14 protein-coding genes and 4 tRNA genes are annotated in these 15,300 nt (G+C 72.7%); 9 read left to right on the top strand and 9 right to left on the bottom strand.

The annotated features are described in order from the left end of the window. Window positions 1-2: 2 nt before the first annotated feature. Complete coding sequence (locus ABD091_RS06895; RefSeq protein ID WP_343916732.1) at window positions 3-200, top strand: DUF3073 domain-containing protein; 198 nt, start codon at window positions 3-5, stop codon at window positions 198-200. A gap of 68 nt (window positions 201-268) precedes the next feature. On the opposite strand, the gene ABD091_RS06890 is transcribed toward ABD091_RS06895, so the two are convergent. The 3 genes from ABD091_RS06890 to ABD091_RS06880 all read right to left on the bottom strand — a co-directional run bounded on the left by ABD091_RS06890 (window position 269) and on the right by ABD091_RS06880 (window position 4,572). After that, window positions 269-1,375: a Glu/Leu/Phe/Val dehydrogenase dimerization domain-containing protein gene (locus tag ABD091_RS06890; RefSeq protein ID WP_343916730.1), complete on the bottom strand. Its 1,107-nt coding sequence runs from the start codon at window positions 1,373-1,375 to the stop codon at window positions 269-271. A 147-nt stretch (window positions 1,376-1,522) separates the two neighbouring features. Further along, window positions 1,523-4,339, bottom strand: a complete 2,817-nt coding sequence (locus ABD091_RS06885; RefSeq protein ID WP_343916728.1) for a PAS domain-containing hybrid sensor histidine kinase/response regulator — start codon at window positions 4,337-4,339, stop codon at window positions 1,523-1,525. A gap of 159 nt (window positions 4,340-4,498) precedes the next feature. Further along, window positions 4,499-4,572, bottom strand: a tRNA-Phe gene (locus ABD091_RS06880). 101 nt (window positions 4,573-4,673) lie between these two features. Between ABD091_RS06880 and ABD091_RS06875 the strand changes: the two genes are divergently transcribed. The 3 genes from ABD091_RS06875 (at window position 4,674) to ABD091_RS06865 (ending at window position 5,335) form a co-directional block, all read left to right on the top strand. Beyond that, window positions 4,674-4,746: transfer RNA gene (locus ABD091_RS06875), tRNA-Glu, on the top strand. A gap of 95 nt (window positions 4,747-4,841) precedes the next feature. Continuing rightward, window positions 4,842-4,918, top strand: a tRNA-Asp gene (locus ABD091_RS06870). Between the two features lie 63 nt (window positions 4,919-4,981). After that, window positions 4,982-5,335, top strand: coding sequence for a metallopeptidase family protein (locus ABD091_RS06865; protein ID WP_343916726.1), 354 nt, complete (start codon window positions 4,982-4,984; stop codon window positions 5,333-5,335). On the opposite strand, the gene ABD091_RS06860 is transcribed toward ABD091_RS06865, so the two are convergent. Further along, window positions 5,326-6,264, bottom strand: a complete 939-nt coding sequence (locus ABD091_RS06860; protein WP_343916724.1) for an ATP-binding protein — start codon at window positions 6,262-6,264, stop codon at window positions 5,326-5,328. The two genes, ABD091_RS06865 and ABD091_RS06860, sit on opposite strands and share 10 nt — an antisense overlap. Window positions 6,265-6,455: 191 nt before the next feature. Here ABD091_RS06860 and ABD091_RS06855 point away from each other — a divergent pair, with 191 nt between their 5' ends. Continuing rightward, window positions 6,456-7,967 (top strand): NAD(P)/FAD-dependent oxidoreductase, encoded by a 1,512-nt coding sequence (locus tag ABD091_RS06855; RefSeq protein WP_343916722.1) that lies wholly within the window; start codon window positions 6,456-6,458, stop codon window positions 7,965-7,967. Between the two features lie 164 nt (window positions 7,968-8,131). Next, window positions 8,132-8,425, top strand: coding sequence for a hypothetical protein (locus ABD091_RS06850; protein ID WP_343916720.1), 294 nt, complete (start codon window positions 8,132-8,134; stop codon window positions 8,423-8,425). A 17-nt stretch (window positions 8,426-8,442) separates the two neighbouring features. Here the strand turns inward: ABD091_RS06850 and ABD091_RS06845 are convergent. After that, window positions 8,443-8,515 (bottom strand) — tRNA-Lys (locus tag ABD091_RS06845). Between the two features lie 117 nt (window positions 8,516-8,632). On the opposite strand from ABD091_RS06845, the gene ABD091_RS06840 reads away from it, so the two are divergent. Both ABD091_RS06840 and ABD091_RS06835 read left to right on the top strand, forming a co-directional pair. Then, window positions 8,633-9,646 (top strand): TIGR00341 family protein, encoded by a 1,014-nt coding sequence (locus ABD091_RS06840; RefSeq protein ID WP_343916718.1) that lies wholly within the window; start codon window positions 8,633-8,635, stop codon window positions 9,644-9,646. Between the two features lie 115 nt (window positions 9,647-9,761). Continuing rightward, the gene (locus ABD091_RS06835) at window positions 9,762-10,388 is read left to right on the top strand and encodes a DUF2238 domain-containing protein (protein ID WP_343916716.1); all 627 of its coding nucleotides are present in this window, start codon (window positions 9,762-9,764) and stop codon (window positions 10,386-10,388) included. A gap of 16 nt (window positions 10,389-10,404) precedes the next feature. Here ABD091_RS06835 and ABD091_RS06830 read toward each other — a convergent pair whose 3' ends face one another. From ABD091_RS06830 to ABD091_RS06815, 4 genes are all read right to left on the bottom strand, one after another. Then, window positions 10,405-12,459: an SCO7613 C-terminal domain-containing membrane protein gene (locus tag ABD091_RS06830; protein ID WP_343916714.1), complete on the bottom strand. Its 2,055-nt coding sequence runs from the start codon at window positions 12,457-12,459 to the stop codon at window positions 10,405-10,407. A 100-nt stretch (window positions 12,460-12,559) separates the two neighbouring features. Further along, window positions 12,560-12,976 carry a hypothetical protein gene (locus ABD091_RS06825; protein WP_343916712.1) on the bottom strand — a complete coding sequence of 139 codons (417 nt, stop codon included), beginning with the start codon at window positions 12,974-12,976 and terminating at the stop codon, window positions 12,560-12,562. Window positions 12,977-13,027: 51 nt separating this feature from the next. Further along, entirely contained in the window at window positions 13,028-13,222 is a 195-nt protein-coding gene (locus tag ABD091_RS06820) for a hypothetical protein (RefSeq protein ID WP_343916710.1), read from the bottom strand. A 195-nt stretch (window positions 13,223-13,417) separates the two neighbouring features. Then, the gene (locus tag ABD091_RS06815; RefSeq protein ID WP_343916709.1) at window positions 13,418-14,671 is read right to left on the bottom strand and encodes a S8 family serine peptidase; all 1,254 of its coding nucleotides are present in this window, start codon (window positions 14,669-14,671) and stop codon (window positions 13,418-13,420) included. Window positions 14,672-14,995: 324 nt separating this feature from the next. On the opposite strand from ABD091_RS06815, the gene ABD091_RS06810 reads away from it, so the two are divergent. Next, window positions 14,996-15,199, top strand: coding sequence for a cold-shock protein (locus ABD091_RS06810; protein ID WP_330864408.1), 204 nt, complete (start codon window positions 14,996-14,998; stop codon window positions 15,197-15,199). The last annotated feature ends 101 nt before the right edge of the window (window positions 15,200-15,300 follow it).

Here is a 15,300-nt window from a genome sequence, read left to right as displayed (position 1 = left end):
CCATGGGACGCGGCCGAGCTAAGGCCAAGCAGACGAAGGTCGCACGCGAGCTGAAGTACCGCTCTCACGAGACGGACTTCGGCGCGCTGGCGCGCGAGCTGCACGGCGACGAGACCACTGCGAGCGGAGTCGAGGAGCAGCAGCTCGACCCCGACGAGTACGACAAGTGGGCCGACTTCGCAGAACGAGATCGGGACTGACCTGATCCGCTGACCGGGGCCGGGTCCCTCACGGGATCCCCGGCCCCGTCACGGGACTTGGCGCGCCCTCAGCCGAGCCAGAGGCCGCGCAGGCGGCCGACGTTGCGCATCCGCTTCTCCGCGAGGCGGTCGGCGGCGACGGCCGGCGGTACGCCGTCACGCCGGGCGGTCTCGAAGACCGACCGGGTGGTGGCGAAGATGCCGGTGGCTCGCTGCTGGGCACGCTCGAAGCTGAAGCCCTCGAGCTCGTCGGCGACCTGGATCAGCCCGCCGGAGTTCACGCAGTAGTCCGGCGCGTAGAGGATGCCCCGCTCCTCGAGCGCCTTCTCGACCCCCGGGTGGGCGAGCTGGTTGTTCGCAGCTCCGCAGACGATGACCGCCGACAGGGTCTCGACGACCTCGTCGGTGAGCGCTCCGCCCAGCGCGCAGGGCGCATAGACGTCGAGGGCGGAGCCGACGAGCGCCTCGGTGTCGGCGACGACGGTGACCTGCGGGAACTCCTCGCGCACCCGGTCGACCGAGGGTTGGTGGGGGTCGGTCACGACGACCGTCGCGCCGTCCTCGACGAGGTGGCGGACCAGGTGGTGGCCGACCTTGCCGACGCCGGCGACCCCGACGGTGCGACCGCCCAGCGTCGGCTCCCCCCACGTGGCCTCGGCTGCGGCGCGCATGCCCTGGAACACGCCGTACGCCGTCAGCACCGAGCTGTCGCCGGCACCGCCGTGGGCGGTGGTGCGCCCGGTGACGAAGTCGCACTCGCGGGCGATGTGGTCCATGTCCTCGGAGTAGGTGCCGACGTCGCAGGCGGTGTAGTAGCGGCCGTTCAGCGACTGGACGAACCGGCCGTAGGCCCGCAGCAGCGCCTCGCTCTTGAGCGTGGCGGGGTCGCCGATGATGACGGCCTTGCCGCCGCCGAGGTCGAGTCCTGCGAGCGCAGCCTTGTAGGACATGCCCCGCGAGAGGTTGAGGACGTCGCGAACCGCGTCGTCGGTCGTCGCGTAGGGGTAGAACCGGGTGCCGCCGAGGGCGGGCCCGAGCGCGGTGGAGTGGATCGCGACGATGGCGCGGAGCCCGGTGGGCCGGTCGTGGCAGAAGACGACCTGCTCGTGCTCGTCGCCGAGCTCGAAGACGTCGACGGGGGGCTGGCTGCTGCTGGCGTCGGTGCTGGAGGACATGCTGGAGGACATGGTGGTGGCCTGTCTGGTCGGAGCCACGCGGGTGGGTGGCTGCCTCAACGGGGTCGCGGCCGCAGGGGTGGCGCGGTCGCTCGTCCCAGGATCAGGTCCAGCGTAGGCCCGGCGCGGCCTACCCAGAAGTAGCCGTCAGGCGCGCGCGGCGCGCTCCCGCTCGAGTGCGGCCACGGCGAGGCCCATCTCCCGCGTCAGCGTGGCGTACGCCGCCTCGGCGCCGTCGAGCCGCGCGGAGCGGCCTCGCTCCTCGAGCTCGAACGCGGCGGCCCCGACCCGGGGCAGCCCGAGGTTGAGGGCGCTGCCCTTCAGCTTGTGGGCGGTGGCCATGAGCTGCTCGGCGTCGCCCTCGGCGACGGCGGCGCCGATGGCGGTGAGGTGGTCGGGGGCGTGGGCGATGAAGTTGCCCGACGACCGCTGGAAGAGGCTGATGCCGTCCTTGACCATCTCGTGGAGCATCTCGATCCGCTCGACGTCGACGAGGTCGCCGACGGGCGGCGGGGAGGCGGGCTCGGCGGCGAGCGTCTCGCGGACCGTCGGCGCCGGCGGCACGACCGGCTTGGGGGTCTCGTCGTCGCCGACCCAGTGGCGCAGCGTGCGGTGGAGCCGGTCGGAGTCGACCGGCTTGGTCAGGAAGTCGTCCATGCCGCAGGCCAGGCAGCGCTCGCGCTCGCCCTCGAGCGCCGAGGCGGTCATCGCGATGATGGGGACCCGTCGGCCCGCGGGCTCGTTCTCCCGGATCGTCCGGGTCGCGGTGTAGCCGTCCATGCGCGGCATCCGGCAGTCCATCAGCACCGCAGAGAAGCCGTGGTCGCCGGCGAGCGCCTCGACGGCCTCGACGCCGTCGACGGCGACCTCGGTCGCGAAGCCGACGCTCTCGAGCAGCCCGACGGCGACCATCTGGTTGACCTGGTTGTCCTCGACGACGAGGACCCGGTGGGTCGCTGCCGGCGGGGCGACGCCGGTACGGGTGCCGGGCAGCCCCTGCTCGTCGCGGGCATCGCCCACCGCGGTGCCGAAGTCGGCCGTGAACCGGAAGCGGCTGCCGCGACCGAGCTCGCTGGTCACCTGGATCTCGCCGCCGAGCGCGTCGACGAGCTGGCGCACGATGGTGAGCCCCAGGCCGGTGCCGCCGTGGCGACGCGTGGTGGAGGGGTCGACCTGCGTGAAGGCGTCGAAGAGCCGGCGCTGGGCCGCGTCGGGGATCCCGGGCCCGGTGTCGGAGACGACCACCTCGAGCAGGTGGCCGTCCGGCCGGCGCTCGGCGACGTCGACCGAGATGTGCACCGAGCCGAGGTCGGTGAACTTCACCGCGTTGGACCCGAGGTTGGTGAGGACCTGCTCGAAGCGGACCGCGTCGCCGCGCACGTACGTCGGGACGCGTGGCGCGACGCTGAGCCGCAGGTCGAGCCCCTTCTCGTCGGCGAGCCCGCGCAGCAGCCCGACGGTCTGCTCCACGACGGAGCGCACCTCGAAGTCGACGAGCTCGAGCTCGAGCTTGCCGGCCTCGATCTTGGACAGGTCGAGGATGTCGTTGATGATGCCGCGCAGGGTGAGCCCGGCCCCGTGCAGCGCGTCGGCGAGCCGGCGCTGCTGGGCGTCGAGCGGCGTGCGCATCAGCAGGTCGGTGAGCCCGATGACCCCGTTCATGGGGGTCCGGATCTCGTGGCTCATGGTCGCGAGGAACTCGGACTTCAGGCGCGAGGCGTGCATCGCCTCGTCGCGTGCCTCGGCGAGCTCGTGGGCGGACCGCTCGCGCTCGGCCACGCGGCCGAGCATCGCCGCGATCTGCTCGATCAGGTCGCGGGAGTGGTCGTCGGGCGGCACCTCGTTGCCGACGGCGAGCACGACGGTGACGACGTCCTCGGAGTGGCGGATCGGGATGCCGACCAGGGTGTGGGTCTGCTCGAGGCCCGGCAGCGGGGCCGTGGTGATCTCCCCGGTCCGGAACGCCTTCTCGACCAGCTCCTCGTCGGTCGGGACGTGCCCGATCTCCGGGTCGTGGCTGAGGGGGAAGGCGGAGGTGGCGCCGTGCTCGTCCTGGGCCACCGCCCAGGCCATGTGCCAGCCGGGCGTCGTCTCGACGACGCGGGCGCTGAGGATCAGCGCCTCGGTGAGCACGGTCGACTTGTTGGCGACCTCGGCGACGTCGCGCAGCAGCGACAGCCGCCGCGAGGCCTCCGCCAGCTCGAAGTCGGCCATGACCTGGTCGGTGACGTCCTGGTCGGTGCCCATCATCCGCACCGGCTCGCCCCGGGCGTCGCGCACGACCCGGCCGAGGCCGCGGCACCACCGCACGACTCCGTCGCCGCGCACGATCCGGGCGTGCCACGCGAACTCGTCGGCCCCGTCGTACGTCGTGGCGACGGCCCGGCGCACGTCCTCGCGGTCGTCGGGATGGATGAAGTCGAGGAAGGCCTGGTAGTCGCCGCGGAAGCTGTCGCGGTCGATGCCGTAGATGTTGAAGAGCTCGTCGGACCACTCGGTGCGGTCGGCGACGACGTCCCAGTCCCAGCTGCCGATGCGGGCGATCCGCTGGGCCGTCGCGAGCTGCTGCTCACGGTCGGCGAGGGTGTTGATGAGCCGGCGCAGGTCGGTGTAGTCGGAGTACTGGTGGAGGTAGCCGAGGGTGTTGCCCTCGTCGTCGTGCACCGGGCGCCAGCTCGCCATCAGCCAGACGGAGCTGCCGTCGGGCCTGAGGTACATCGTCTCCATGTCGTCGTGGCCCGGGTCGCCGGCGCGCGCCTTCTCGAGGTGGGTGGCGAACTCGCGCCTGCCCTGCTCGTCGTGGACGTCGAACGCGCTCAGCCCGACCATCTCCTCCGGCGTCCGTCCCAGCAGCTCGGCCATCCGCGGGTTGAAGAGCAGCGTGGTGCCCTCGCCGTCGAGCAGCCAGACACCACCGGTGCTGGCGTCGACCAGCTTCCGGTAGAGCTCGGGGTCTGCGGGCATGGGGGGATGGTCCTTCCGGGGGGAGGTGTCTCCATCATCCCCAAATCAGCCCGTTTTCACTCCTGAATCAGAGGTAAACCTCGTCGACTGGACGGCGACCGTGGTCCGCCGTACGACGAAGGGCCGCACCCGAGTGGGTGCGGCCCTCCGTCTTCACCGTGGCCAGGGGCGGGGTCGAACCGCCGACCTATCGATTTTCAGTCGATCGCTCGTACCAACTGAGCTACCTGGCCGCAGGCAGGGGAACCATACCGGAGGCCGGTCGGAGCGACGAAAACGGGCGTGCTCGATTGCCGCGCCGGAGCGCGGCGCCCCTAGGATGGTCGCCAGTCCGGCCCCCATCGTCTAGCGGCCCAGGACCCCGCCCTTTCACGGCGGTAGCACGGGTTCGAATCCCGTTGGGGGTGCTGCTCGAGCCCGGTGCGGCCTCGATTGTGAGGCCGCGAGGACCATGGGTTAGAGTCACACCGCTCCGCTGGCCGGAGCACGCAGCACCACCATTGGCCCCGTAGCGCAGTTGGTTAGCGCGCCGCCCTGTCACGGCGGAGGCCGCGGGTTCGAGTCCCGTCGGGGTCGCCAGGAGACACCCCGGACCGATCAGGTCCGGGGTGTCCTGCATTTCCGCCCCCGTAGGCTCGCGGTGTGCCGGTGGAGATGGAGCGCGAGCCGTTCGAGCGGCTGGTCGAGGAGGCGCTGGAGTCGATCCCCGACGAGATCGCGGCCCTGGTCACGAACGTGGTGGTGATCGTCGAGGACGACGCCCCCGAGGACGACCCGGAGCTGCTCGGCCTCTACGACGGCATCGCCCTCACCGAGCGGTGGGGCGAGCCGGCGATGGAGCTCCCCGACCGGATCACGATCTTCCGCCGCCCACTGCTGGCGTTCTGCGACGACCTCGACCAGCTGGCCGACGAGGTGCGGATCACCGTCGTGCACGAGGTCGCCCACCACTTCGGGATCGACGACGACCGGCTCCACGACCTGGGCTACGCGTGAGCGCGCAACCCTGACGCCGGCGGCTCCTGCCACGGCGACGGCTCGCGGCCGGCGCGCTGGTGGGTGAACTCGGTGAGGAACCAGGTCTGGAAGGCCCGCTGCTCCGGCGTGCGCGCGAGCGACAGCATCCGCTCGCGCCGGCAGAACTCGTCGGCGAAGTCGAGCAGCTCCACGAAGCGGCCCATGGCGTCGGCGGTGTCGGGGGTCGTGCGGACGGTGAGGTCGACGGTGCCGTCGGAGCGTGCGCGGAGCCGGTCGCTGCCGCCGAGGTGGAGACCGGCGCGCAGCTCGCGCTGCATCGAGCCGAAGAGGTCGGAGAGGGTCTTGGCGAGGGGGTAGTCCGCCTCGTGGGCCAGCGCCAGCAGCCGGACCTCGCGCTGCAGCTCCTGGTAGTGACGCTGGAAGGTGCGCAGCGCGTCGACCGGCACGCACCGGAGCCGGAACTCGCGGGTCCCGGCCAGCGGGGGGCGGGTGACCCGGTCGAGCATGCCGGTGACCGCGCCGGTGACACCGATCTCGGCCATGCGGGTCGCCGGGGCGAACCAGACGACCTTGCCGGCGTCCTCGATCTCCGCACCCCACGCGTCGGCGCAGCGGGCGACGATGTCGAGACCGCGGCCGACGGTCACGAGGAGGTCGTCCTCCGTCAGGTCGGCCGGGTCCGCCGTGGAGCGGCCGGGGGTCGGCAGCTCGGGCGGCTCCGGCGACCCGTCGCGCACCTCCACGCGGGGGTGGAGCCGGGTGCCGCGCACGCGGACCTCGATCGGTGCGGCGGCGTGGAGCATCGCGTTGGTGACCAGCTCGGAGACCCCGAGCTCGGTCGTGTCGGCGAGGTCGGGCCGACCGATGCCGGTGACCTGGTCGACCACCCAGCGCCGGGCCTCGTGCACGCTGTGGGGACCGGACCCCACAGGCAGTGCGGACCTCATCGGCACGAGCGGACCCCATTCCGGCTGACGGACCTGACGGGGGTGGCATTCCCCGTCGCGACGGACCTCAAACCTTGCCATGTCCATCTTTTCCCGTCCGGCTATTCCCGCAACGGCGTGTGACGGACCGAACGTGGCCGATCGGTGGGCGCAGTTTCGGGTACGGGCGCTGTCGGGAGGACAATGGAGCCATGGCGAACCCCCAGGAGACGAGCCAGCACACCAGCGACGCGACGGCCGGCACCAGCGGTCGCCACCGGGTCGTGGTCATCGGGTCCGGGTTCGGCGGCCTCTTCGGCACCAAGGCGCTGCGCCGGTCCGACGTCGAGGTCACGATGATCGCCAAGACGACCCACCACCTCTTCCAGCCGCTGCTCTACCAGGTGGCGACCGGCATCCTCTCCGAGGGCGAGATCGCGCCCCCGACCCGCGAGGTCCTCAGCGGCCAGGAGAACGCGCAGGTCCTGCTCGGCGAGGTCACCGCCATCGACCTCGAGAAGCGCCAGGTCACCAGCCAGGTCCTCGGTCGCCCGACCGTCACGCCCTACGACTCGCTGCTGGTCGCGGCCGGTGCCGCCCAGTCCTACTTCGGCAACGACCACTTCTCCGAGCACGCGCCCGGCATGAAGTCGATCGACGACGCCCTCGAGCTGCGCGGCCGGATCTTCGGCGCGTTCGAGATGGCCGAGCTCGGCGCCAACCGTGGCGACAACGTCGACCACCACCTGACCTTCGTCGTCGTCGGCGCCGGCCCCACCGGGGTCGAGATGGCGGGCCAGATCGCCGAGCTCGCCCACCGCACCCTCAAGCGCGACTTCCGGGCCATCAACACCCGCGAGGCGCGGGTCATCCTGCTCGACGCGGCGCCCCAGGTCCTGCCGCCCTTCGGCCAGAAGCTGGGCGAGCGCACCAAGGCCGAGCTCGAGAAGCTCGGCGTCGAGGTGATCCTCGGTGCGATGGTGACCGACGTCGACGAGCGCGGCATCGAGATGAAGTTCAAGGACGGCCGCACCGAGCGCATCGACACCGTCACCAAGATCTGGGCCGCGGGCGTGCAGGCCTCGTCGCTGACCCAGACCCTCGCCGACCAGACCGGCGCCCCGCTCGACCGCGCCGGCCGGATCGGCGTCAACCCCGACCTCACCCTCCCCGGCCACCCCGAGGTCTTCGTCGTCGGCGACATGATCAGCCTCGACAACCTCCCCGGCGTCGCCCAGGTCGCGATCCAGGGCGCGAAGTACGCCGCCAAGGAGATCGACGGCCGGATCCGGGGCAAGGCCCCGCAGGAGCCGTTCCACTACTTCGACAAGGGCTCGATGGCGATCATCAGCCGCTTCCGTGCGGTCGCGATGGTCGGCAAGCTGCGCCTCACCGGCGTCATCGCCTGGCTGATGTGGCTCGCCGTCCACCTCGTCTACATCACCGGCTTCAAGAGCCGCGTGACGGCGCTGCTCCACTGGTTCGTCTCGTTCCTCGGCCGCGGCCGCTCCGAGCGGACCACCACCGAGCAGCAGATCTTCGCGCGCGCCGCGCTCGCGCGGCTCCGGGGCGGCGCCGCCGACCTGGTCTCCGACCCGGGTGCCTACGACGCCGCGCGCGAGATGATCGAGGCGACCCGCCGCGCCGAGCTCGAGGCCCAGGCCGCCGAGGAGGCACGCCTGACGGACGCCGGCGTCCGCGGCGTACCCGCCGAGCAGCGCTAGCTAGTCCGCCGCCTCCTCGACCGGCGCGAAGGTGCCCGCGCGCCAGGTGAGGTATTCCTCGAGCAGCTCGGCCCCGCTCAGGGGTCGCTGCTCGTGCATGGCTGCCATGCCGTGACAACGCTGCCCCCGAGCGCGGGTTACGTGCGGGGGCCTACCGTGGAGGCGTGGCGCCGGACGCGTTCGACAAGCAGCTCGAGGCGGCGCTGGTCCCGATGGTCGCCTCCCTCGGGGGCAGCGGGGTCGAGAGCGCCCACTGGCTGCCCGACCGCGACGGCCACCCGGTGGTCTGGTTGCGCACGCGCACCCGCGCCGAGCGCGAGCAGCTGGAACGGCAGTCGTGGGTGCTTCCCCAGGTCCAGATCATCATGACCCGACTCGGTGTCCCGCACGACTCGGTCTGGGGGCTGCGGCTCGAGGTCACCTCGACCGAGGACGAGGAGCGCCTCCTCACGGAGTGACGTCCGTGCGTGATCGGTAGGCCCTGTGGGACTCGAACCCACAACCAACGGATTAAAAGTCCGGAGCTCTGCCAATTGAGCTAAGGGCCCGGGGCTTCCATCCTCCCAGAGCGCGCGCACGGCACGCTCCGCCGGGGCCTCGCCCACTCCGGGTGAGACCGTCGTCAGGGCCCCGGACGGGGCCGGCGCGGGTGGACAATGCCGGACATGCCCCACCCGATCCGTGGCGTGCTGCTCCCCGAGGCGCAGCGCCGGACGCTCGACGAGCTGACCGCCGACCTCGACCTCCGCGAGGGGGACCGGCGGTCGAACTACTCGGCGTTCTGGACGATGCTGACGCTGTCGGCCGTCATCGCCTCCACCGGAATCCTGCGCGACTCCACGGCGACCGTGATCGGCGCGATGATCATCGCGCCCCTCTCCACGCCGATCATGGGCACGGCGCTGTCACTGGCCAAGCGCGAGCGCAGCCGGTCGCTGCTGTTCGTGATCGGCGGGATGGTGCTCGTCATCGCGATCGGCCTGCTGTTCTCCCGGGTCGTCATCAGCGGCACCCAGCTGCTCGACAACCCGCAGGTCGCGGGCCGTACGTCGCCGAGCATCCTCGACATGGTGGCGGCCCTGGCCACCGGACTCGCCGGTGCGATCGCCCTGGCGCGTCGCGACGTGGCCGCGGTGCTGCCGGGCGTCGCGATCGCGATCTCGCTGGTGCCACCGCTGGCCGTGGTGGGCATCTGCCTCGGTGCGGGCGAGCAGTCGCTCGCCTTCGGTGCGCTGCTGCTGTTCCTGTCGAACCTGCTCGCCCTGGTGCTCGCCGGGACGGCCGTCTACGCGGTCCTGGGGTATGCGCAGGAGGCCACGGATCGGCGTGAGGTGTCCCGACGCCGGACCTACCTCGTGCTCACCGGCCTGATCCTGGTCGTCAGCGTGCCGCTGGCGGCGAACACCGCCGCGACGTACGCCCTGACCTACTGGGCGAGCGAGGCCGAGGAGGTCACCCAGGACTGGGCGTCCGAGGTGCCCGGCGCCCAGGTGACGGGATCGGAGTACAACGGGCTCGAGCTGACCATCACCGTCGAGTCACCCACCGAGCTGCCTCCCACCGACCTGCTGCTGGAGGAGCTGGACGCGCGCGTCCCCGACGTCCTCGGCGTCACCCTCCACACGCTGACGGGCCAGTCGCAGCGGATCCGTCTGCCGGACGCCGAGCGCGACGGGTGACCCGGACGGGCGAGGGGCGACACCCGTGGGGGCCGGTGGCGCGGTGAGGGGGCCCGTCGTGGGACAGTCGTCATGCGGCGCCGTGCCGCCGTGACAGCAGGGGGAGAGGGAGACGATGGCCGAGGCCGCGGTCCTGCGCGAGACGCCGTCCGCGGCGCGCGTCGCCAACATCGCTGCGAAGAGCGCGCTCGTGCTGCTGCTCGTCCTCGCGCTGCTGCTGCCCGACGCCGCCCACCTGCGCGGCAAGGGCGCCGGTGCCCGGGCCGTGGTCTACCCGCTGCTCGCCTTCGGCATCCCACTGGTCTGGTGGGTGTGGTGGCGCGACCGCGTGTCCTTCCCCTGGCTGCCCGACCTGATGGTCACGCTGACCTGCTTCAGCGACATCCTCGGCAACCGGATGGACCTCTACGACACCATCGTCTGGTTCGACGACTGGATGCACTTCATGAACACCGGTCTGCTGGCCGCCGCGTTCGTGCTGCTGACGCTGCCACGCACGGCCCCGATGTCCCGGGTGCTCGAGCGCTCGCTGGCGCTCGGTGCGACCGGGGCGATCGTCTGGGAGGTCGGCGAGTACTTCGCCTTCCTGGCCGAGTCCTCCGAGCGGCGCTTCGCCTACGGCGACACGCTCGGCGACCTGGGCCTCGGCGTGCTCGGATCGGTGGTCGCGGCGGTGGTCGTGCGTGCGCTCTGGGGCGGTGGGCTCCTGGCGCAGGTGGAGCCGCTGCCCGCGCGCCGCTGACCTTCGCGGACGCTGCTCAGCGGAGAGCGAGCACCCACTCCACCGTGTGGCGCGCGTCCCGGCGCCGCTGCTCGTAGCGGGCGCCGAGCAGGAGCAGGACCAGCCCGACCGTGCCGAGGCTGAGGTAGCGCGGCATCCCGATCGCGTACGGCGCGAGCTGGGAGAACGCCACGACCAGCAGCGCCGCCGTCCCGGTGACCAACGGCGCCTGCCAGCGCGCCAGCACCCCGAGGATCACGACCGCCGTGCCCGCCGCCAGCACGAGCAGCGGCCGCAGCAGGGACGGATCGTCCACGGTGGCCAGGGCAGAGGGGAGCAGGGCGGCGCCGAGGGCAGGACCGGCGGTCGCCCACGACGGCGCGCCGGGCTCGCGGGCCAGCCGGACGGCGCCGACGACGGCGGCCAGCGCCGCCAGCGGCAGCGAGTAGGCCTCCACGACGCTGATGCCCGCGTCGGCGGAGAGCACCCACGTGGCGCACGAGCAGCCGAGCACCCCGGCCACGGAGGCGAGTCCTCGACCCGGGAGCAGGGCGTAGGCAAGTGCCGCCAGCCCGGCCGCGGCCAGCACACCCGCGAGCGGGAGCACGCCGTCGAGCGTGGTCGCCGCGAGCGCCGCCACGGCCAGACCGAGGACGGCGGCCACGCCGAGGCTGACCTCCTCGAGGTGCTCCGTACGGCGGCCGGCCGCCGCAGCGGCGGCGAGTGCGACCGCGGTGGTGAACACGACCGTGACCGTGGTCGCGGTGCCGAGGGCTCCGGTGGTGGAGACGAGGGCGCCGGCCAGCGCGGCCGCGACGGCGTACCCGGCGGTCGCGGCACGGACGAGCGGCCGCTCCGTGCGGACGGCGGTGAGCGTCGCAGCGATGCCCAGCAGGACCAGCAGCCCGGCGAGGAGACTCGTCCCGGTGAACGGCGGCTGCTCGTAGACGACGGCGCCCGACACGGCGACGCCGAGGGCGGCGGTGAGATGGCCGGTCGTGGTGGCGGCCAGCCGCCAACCGGTGCGCCCGGCGGTGGTGACCGACGCGACCGTCACGACGGCCACCGCAGCCAGGACGAGCGTCGCCCGACCCGGCTGGTCGGCGTGACCGGCCAGCAGCACGAGGGTGACCGCGGCGATCGCCGCGCCCGCGGCCACGCCGAGCGCCCGGTCGCGGGGCGGGAGGGTCGAGGAGAGCCTCCAGATGGCGCCGACGACGGCGGCCAGCAGCAGAGCGGCCAGCGTCGCCTGGCCGAGCACGTCCTCACCGCCGACGGTCGCGAACGAGATCAGGACTCCTGCCACCAGGTGGAGGACCGCAGCGCCGTGGGGCACGACCGCCGCCCGCCGCCAGGGCGCAGGAGCCATGCGCGCGAGGACCTCGAGCCCGGCGCTGGCTGCCAGCAGCCACGCCGCCCAGACCACAGGTGCCGCCGGGTCGAGGGCGAGGAGGGTGGCGCCCGGCACGACGCCGACGGCGACGAGGCCCGCGAGCGTGGGGCTCCACAGATGGGTGCGGTGCCGGGCGAGGAAGGCGGACGAGGCCGCGACGAGCGCCGCGCTCCCGGCGAGGTAGCCGGCCGGATCGACCGTGTCGAGACCGGCCAGGCCGAGGCTCCGGGCGGCTGCGGCGTCGAGGACGGTGAGGCCGACGGTGAGCACGCCCACCGCCTCGGCCGTCGACCGCAGCCCGCGCGACGCCAGCGCCAGCGACGCGGCTGCTGCGCCCGCGGTGAGCGCGGCCATCACGGCGACCTGGCCGCCGACGCCGATCAGCGACCAGGCGACGGCGATGAAGACCGCGCCGGCGACGAGGACGAGGGCGACGCCCCCACCGAGCAGCACCTGCTGGCCGGTCCAGCCCGACCGGACGGCGGTCGGTGCGGTGACAGGGGCGGCGACCGGAGCCGCGGTGCCCGCACGGAGCCGAGTGAGGAGATCGACGCGCTCACGCTGCAGCACAGCCAGCTGCTGGTCCACCTCCCACAGGCGGGCGGCGTCGGGACCGGCGAGGCTCAGGCCGCAGTGCGGGCAGCGCGCGGGGCTCCCGGTCAGGGGGGCCGAGCAGGACGGGCACGGGACGACGGACATGGCTTCCTCCGCGGGCAGGACGCGCGGCGATGCGCCGCGCTCCTGATCCTCGGCGGAGGGCACCCGCGCCGGCATCGGCACGGGTACTCAGCAGGGGTCGTCAGCTGCGGTGGCGGCCCTCGTCGGTGGTCGAGGTGCCGGTGGTCGAGGTCTCGGGGTTCGCGGTCTCGGTGGTCGAGGTCTGGTGGGCGTCGGGGTCGACGCGGTCGGCCTCGCGGAGGTGGTCCTCGACGCGGGCCGACTCGTGCTGCTCCCCGCGCCGCAGCTCGGCGGCCCGGGCCTCGGCCTGCTCGGCCTTCACCCGCGCCTGCTCGGCCTCCGCCTCGGCCTCGCGGGCGGCGAGGTCGCTCTCGGCCACGGCGCCGCGCCGGTCGTGGGCCTCCGAGCGCAGCTCCTCGGCCTGGTGGCGGGCCTGCTCGGTGCGGCGGGTGCGCTGCGTGCGCACGGCCAGGGCGACGGCGACGACGATCACGATGACGACGATCGCGGCGATGATCCAGACGGTGGCGTTGCTCATCCCGCCACGCTAGGGGTGCGGCCGTGCCCGGGCCTCACCTGCAGGGGTGCGTCAGGCCGCCGCGCCGATCCGCAGCTGCGGGACCAGGTGGGCCTTGCCCTCCCGCTCCGCGACCAGGCGCAGCGCGTCGTCGTCGTACGCCGCCCCGAGGCGCTCGGCGCGCTCGAGGTCGTCGTCGGCCACGGCCGCGTTGATGGCGCGCACGTAGGAGTCGTACAGCTCGTCCAGCTCGTCGATCAGGCGCATGACTCCAGTCTCCCGGAGTCGATTGGATCGTTCAAATGCTGGCTAACGTGATTTCCGCGACGCTTCCCACGCGTTCTGACGCGTGGGTAGCGCCACCGACGACCCGTTACCCACGGACAACAGGGCACCGCCCGGTCCCAGGGGGGGGCGGGACCGGGCGGTGCGATCAGGTGGAGCTGGAGCTGCGGTGGTGCGTCACCAGCCGGTGACGTCGAGCAGCGGCTCCTTCGTGTCGTCCGGGTCGTCGGAGGCGTCCCAGTCGCTGCTGCCGGCCGACTCCAGCGCCGCCTGGACCTGGGCCGGCGTGGCCGAGGGGTGGGTGGCGGCATAGAGCGCGGCGCCGCCGGCGACGTGGGGAGCGGCCATCGAGGTGCCGGAGATGGTGTCGTAGCCACCGTTCATCCACGTCGAGGTGATGCAGACGCCCGGCGCGATGATGTCGACGTCGTCGCCGTAGTTGCTGAACGAGGCGAAGGTGTCGTCCTCGTCGGCGCGGCAGGTCGACGCCGCGCCGCCGCCGGGCTGGCCGTCGAAGTCCGCGAGCGCGCTGACGGTCACGACCTCGTCGTACGCCGCGGGCGTGGACTCGGCTGCGTCGGCCGAGTCGTTGCCGGCCGCGACGACGAAGGTGACGCCGTTCGCCACGGCCTCGCAGATCGCCGCGTGCATCGCGTCGCCGTTGGTCGCACCGCAGTCGCCGTCGTCCTCGCCGCCACCGCCGAGGCTCATATTGGCGACCTCGATCTCGTCGGCGTGGGCCGCGACGTAGTCGATGCCGCAGATGACGTCGGAGTTGAGGCCGGTGCCGGCCGCGCCGAGCACCTTGACCGGCCAGATCCGGGCCCCCGGGGCCATGCCGACCACGCCGTTGGCGTCGTCCTTCGCGCCGATGGTGCCGGAGACGTGGGTGCCGTGGCCGTTCTGGTCGTCGGCGCTGCCGATGCCGAACAGCGTGCAGTTCTTCGCACCGGCGGTGTTGACGTTGAGGTCGGGGTGGTCGAGGTCCACGCCGGTGTCGATGACGGCGACGTCGACGTCGACCCGCTGGTCGGTGCCGTCGATCGCGGCGGTCGGCGAGGCGTCGGCGTTGGCGCGGTCGATGCCGGTCGGGGTCGACTGGGCCGTCGCGGCCACGGGGGTGTCGGCGGTCACCGAGGCGACGCCGGGGAGGGAGGCGACGAGCGCGGCGGTCGTGGGGCTCATCGACGCGGAGTAGCCCTGGATCGCCGAGGAGTAGACGTGGCCGAGCTCGAGGCCGAGCCGGTCGGCGTGGAGGGCCGAGACCGTGCGCGCGGCGACGTCGTCGTCGAGCAGCACGACGTAGGAACCGGTGGCGGAGGCGATACCGGGTGCGGGAGCCGCCGAGGAGCTGGCTGCGCCCGTCGTGGAGACGGAGAGGGCGAGTGCCGCGGCTGCGGCGGCCACGAGGGCCGGGGAGCGGAGACGCATGGATGTCCTTGCTGGTCGGGGTGCCGCCCGAGTGGCGACCTGACACGACCTCCCAACGAACCCGGGCCCACGGGGTCACGGCCGGGACCCGTCCCCTCCCGTGAGAATCGTCCGAACAGGTCCTTCCGTCGGCGTCCGTGATTGGTAATGTCGGCGCTGCAACAGGTGCAAGTTCCAGCAGGTCTGACGCCCGCGGAGTTTGTGATCCAACGGCGTTCTTTCGGGTGTGTCGGCCAGTCACGCAAGTCGGAGCGACGTGTCACCGCATCTGGTGCGGGCCGCCGAAGTGGCGGCTCTCGCCCCGACACAAGGAGTAACGAGCAGATGGCTCAGGGCACCGTGAAGTGGTTCAACGCCGAGAAGGGCTTCGGCTTCATCGCGCAGGAGGACGGCGGCGACGACGTCTTCGTGCACTACTCGGCGATCCAGTCGCAGGGCTACAAGTCCCTCGACGAGAACCAGAAGGTGGAGTTCGACGTCACGCAGTCCCCGAAGGGGCCGCAGGCGGAGAACGTCCGTCCCCTCTGATCAGCACCTGATCGGACTTCGACGAGGTCCCACCCGGCTCGGGTGGGGCCTCGTCCCGTCCCCGGGACCCGGGGACCATCTGGGGTATCTGTGCGTTTGAC

This window comes from Nocardioides aestuarii (assembly GCF_039527245.1).
In the GTDB taxonomy this organism is placed as follows: Bacteria; Actinomycetota; Actinomycetes; order Propionibacteriales; family Nocardioidaceae; genus Nocardioides; species Nocardioides aestuarii.
The sequence above is the reverse complement of the archived record's forward strand: the minus strand, read 5'-3'. Positions and strand labels throughout refer to the sequence as shown.

What these genes read in the sequence shown, in the direction of transcription:
- ABD091_RS06895 (WP_343916732.1), top strand. Translation starts at nt 3, where the DNA reads ATGGGACGCGGCCGAGCTAAGGCCAAGCAGACGAAGGTCGCACGCGAG.
- ABD091_RS06890 (WP_343916730.1), bottom strand. Translation starts at nt 1,375, where the DNA reads ATGTCCTCCAGCACCGACGCCAGCAGCAGCCAGCCCCCCGTCGACGTC.
- ABD091_RS06885 (WP_343916728.1), bottom strand. Translation starts at nt 4,339, where the DNA reads ATGCCCGCAGACCCCGAGCTCTACCGGAAGCTGGTCGACGCCAGCACC.
- ABD091_RS06860 (WP_343916724.1), bottom strand. Translation starts at nt 6,264, where the DNA reads ATGAGGTCCGCACTGCCTGTGGGGTCCGGTCCCCACAGCGTGCACGAG.
- ABD091_RS06855 (WP_343916722.1), top strand. Translation starts at nt 6,456, where the DNA reads ATGGCGAACCCCCAGGAGACGAGCCAGCACACCAGCGACGCGACGGCC.
- ABD091_RS06840 (WP_343916718.1), top strand. Translation starts at nt 8,633, where the DNA reads ATGCCCCACCCGATCCGTGGCGTGCTGCTCCCCGAGGCGCAGCGCCGG.
- ABD091_RS06835 (WP_343916716.1), top strand. Translation starts at nt 9,762, where the DNA reads ATGGCCGAGGCCGCGGTCCTGCGCGAGACGCCGTCCGCGGCGCGCGTC.
- ABD091_RS06830 (WP_343916714.1), bottom strand. Translation starts at nt 12,459, where the DNA reads ATGTCCGTCGTCCCGTGCCCGTCCTGCTCGGCCCCCCTGACCGGGAGC.
- ABD091_RS06825 (WP_343916712.1), bottom strand. Translation starts at nt 12,976, where the DNA reads ATGAGCAACGCCACCGTCTGGATCATCGCCGCGATCGTCGTCATCGTG.
- ABD091_RS06820 (WP_343916710.1), bottom strand. Translation starts at nt 13,222, where the DNA reads ATGCGCCTGATCGACGAGCTGGACGAGCTGTACGACTCCTACGTGCGC.
- ABD091_RS06815 (WP_343916709.1), bottom strand. Translation starts at nt 14,671, where the DNA reads ATGCGTCTCCGCTCCCCGGCCCTCGTGGCCGCCGCAGCCGCGGCACTC.
- ABD091_RS06810 (WP_330864408.1), top strand. Translation starts at nt 14,996, where the DNA reads ATGGCTCAGGGCACCGTGAAGTGGTTCAACGCCGAGAAGGGCTTCGGC.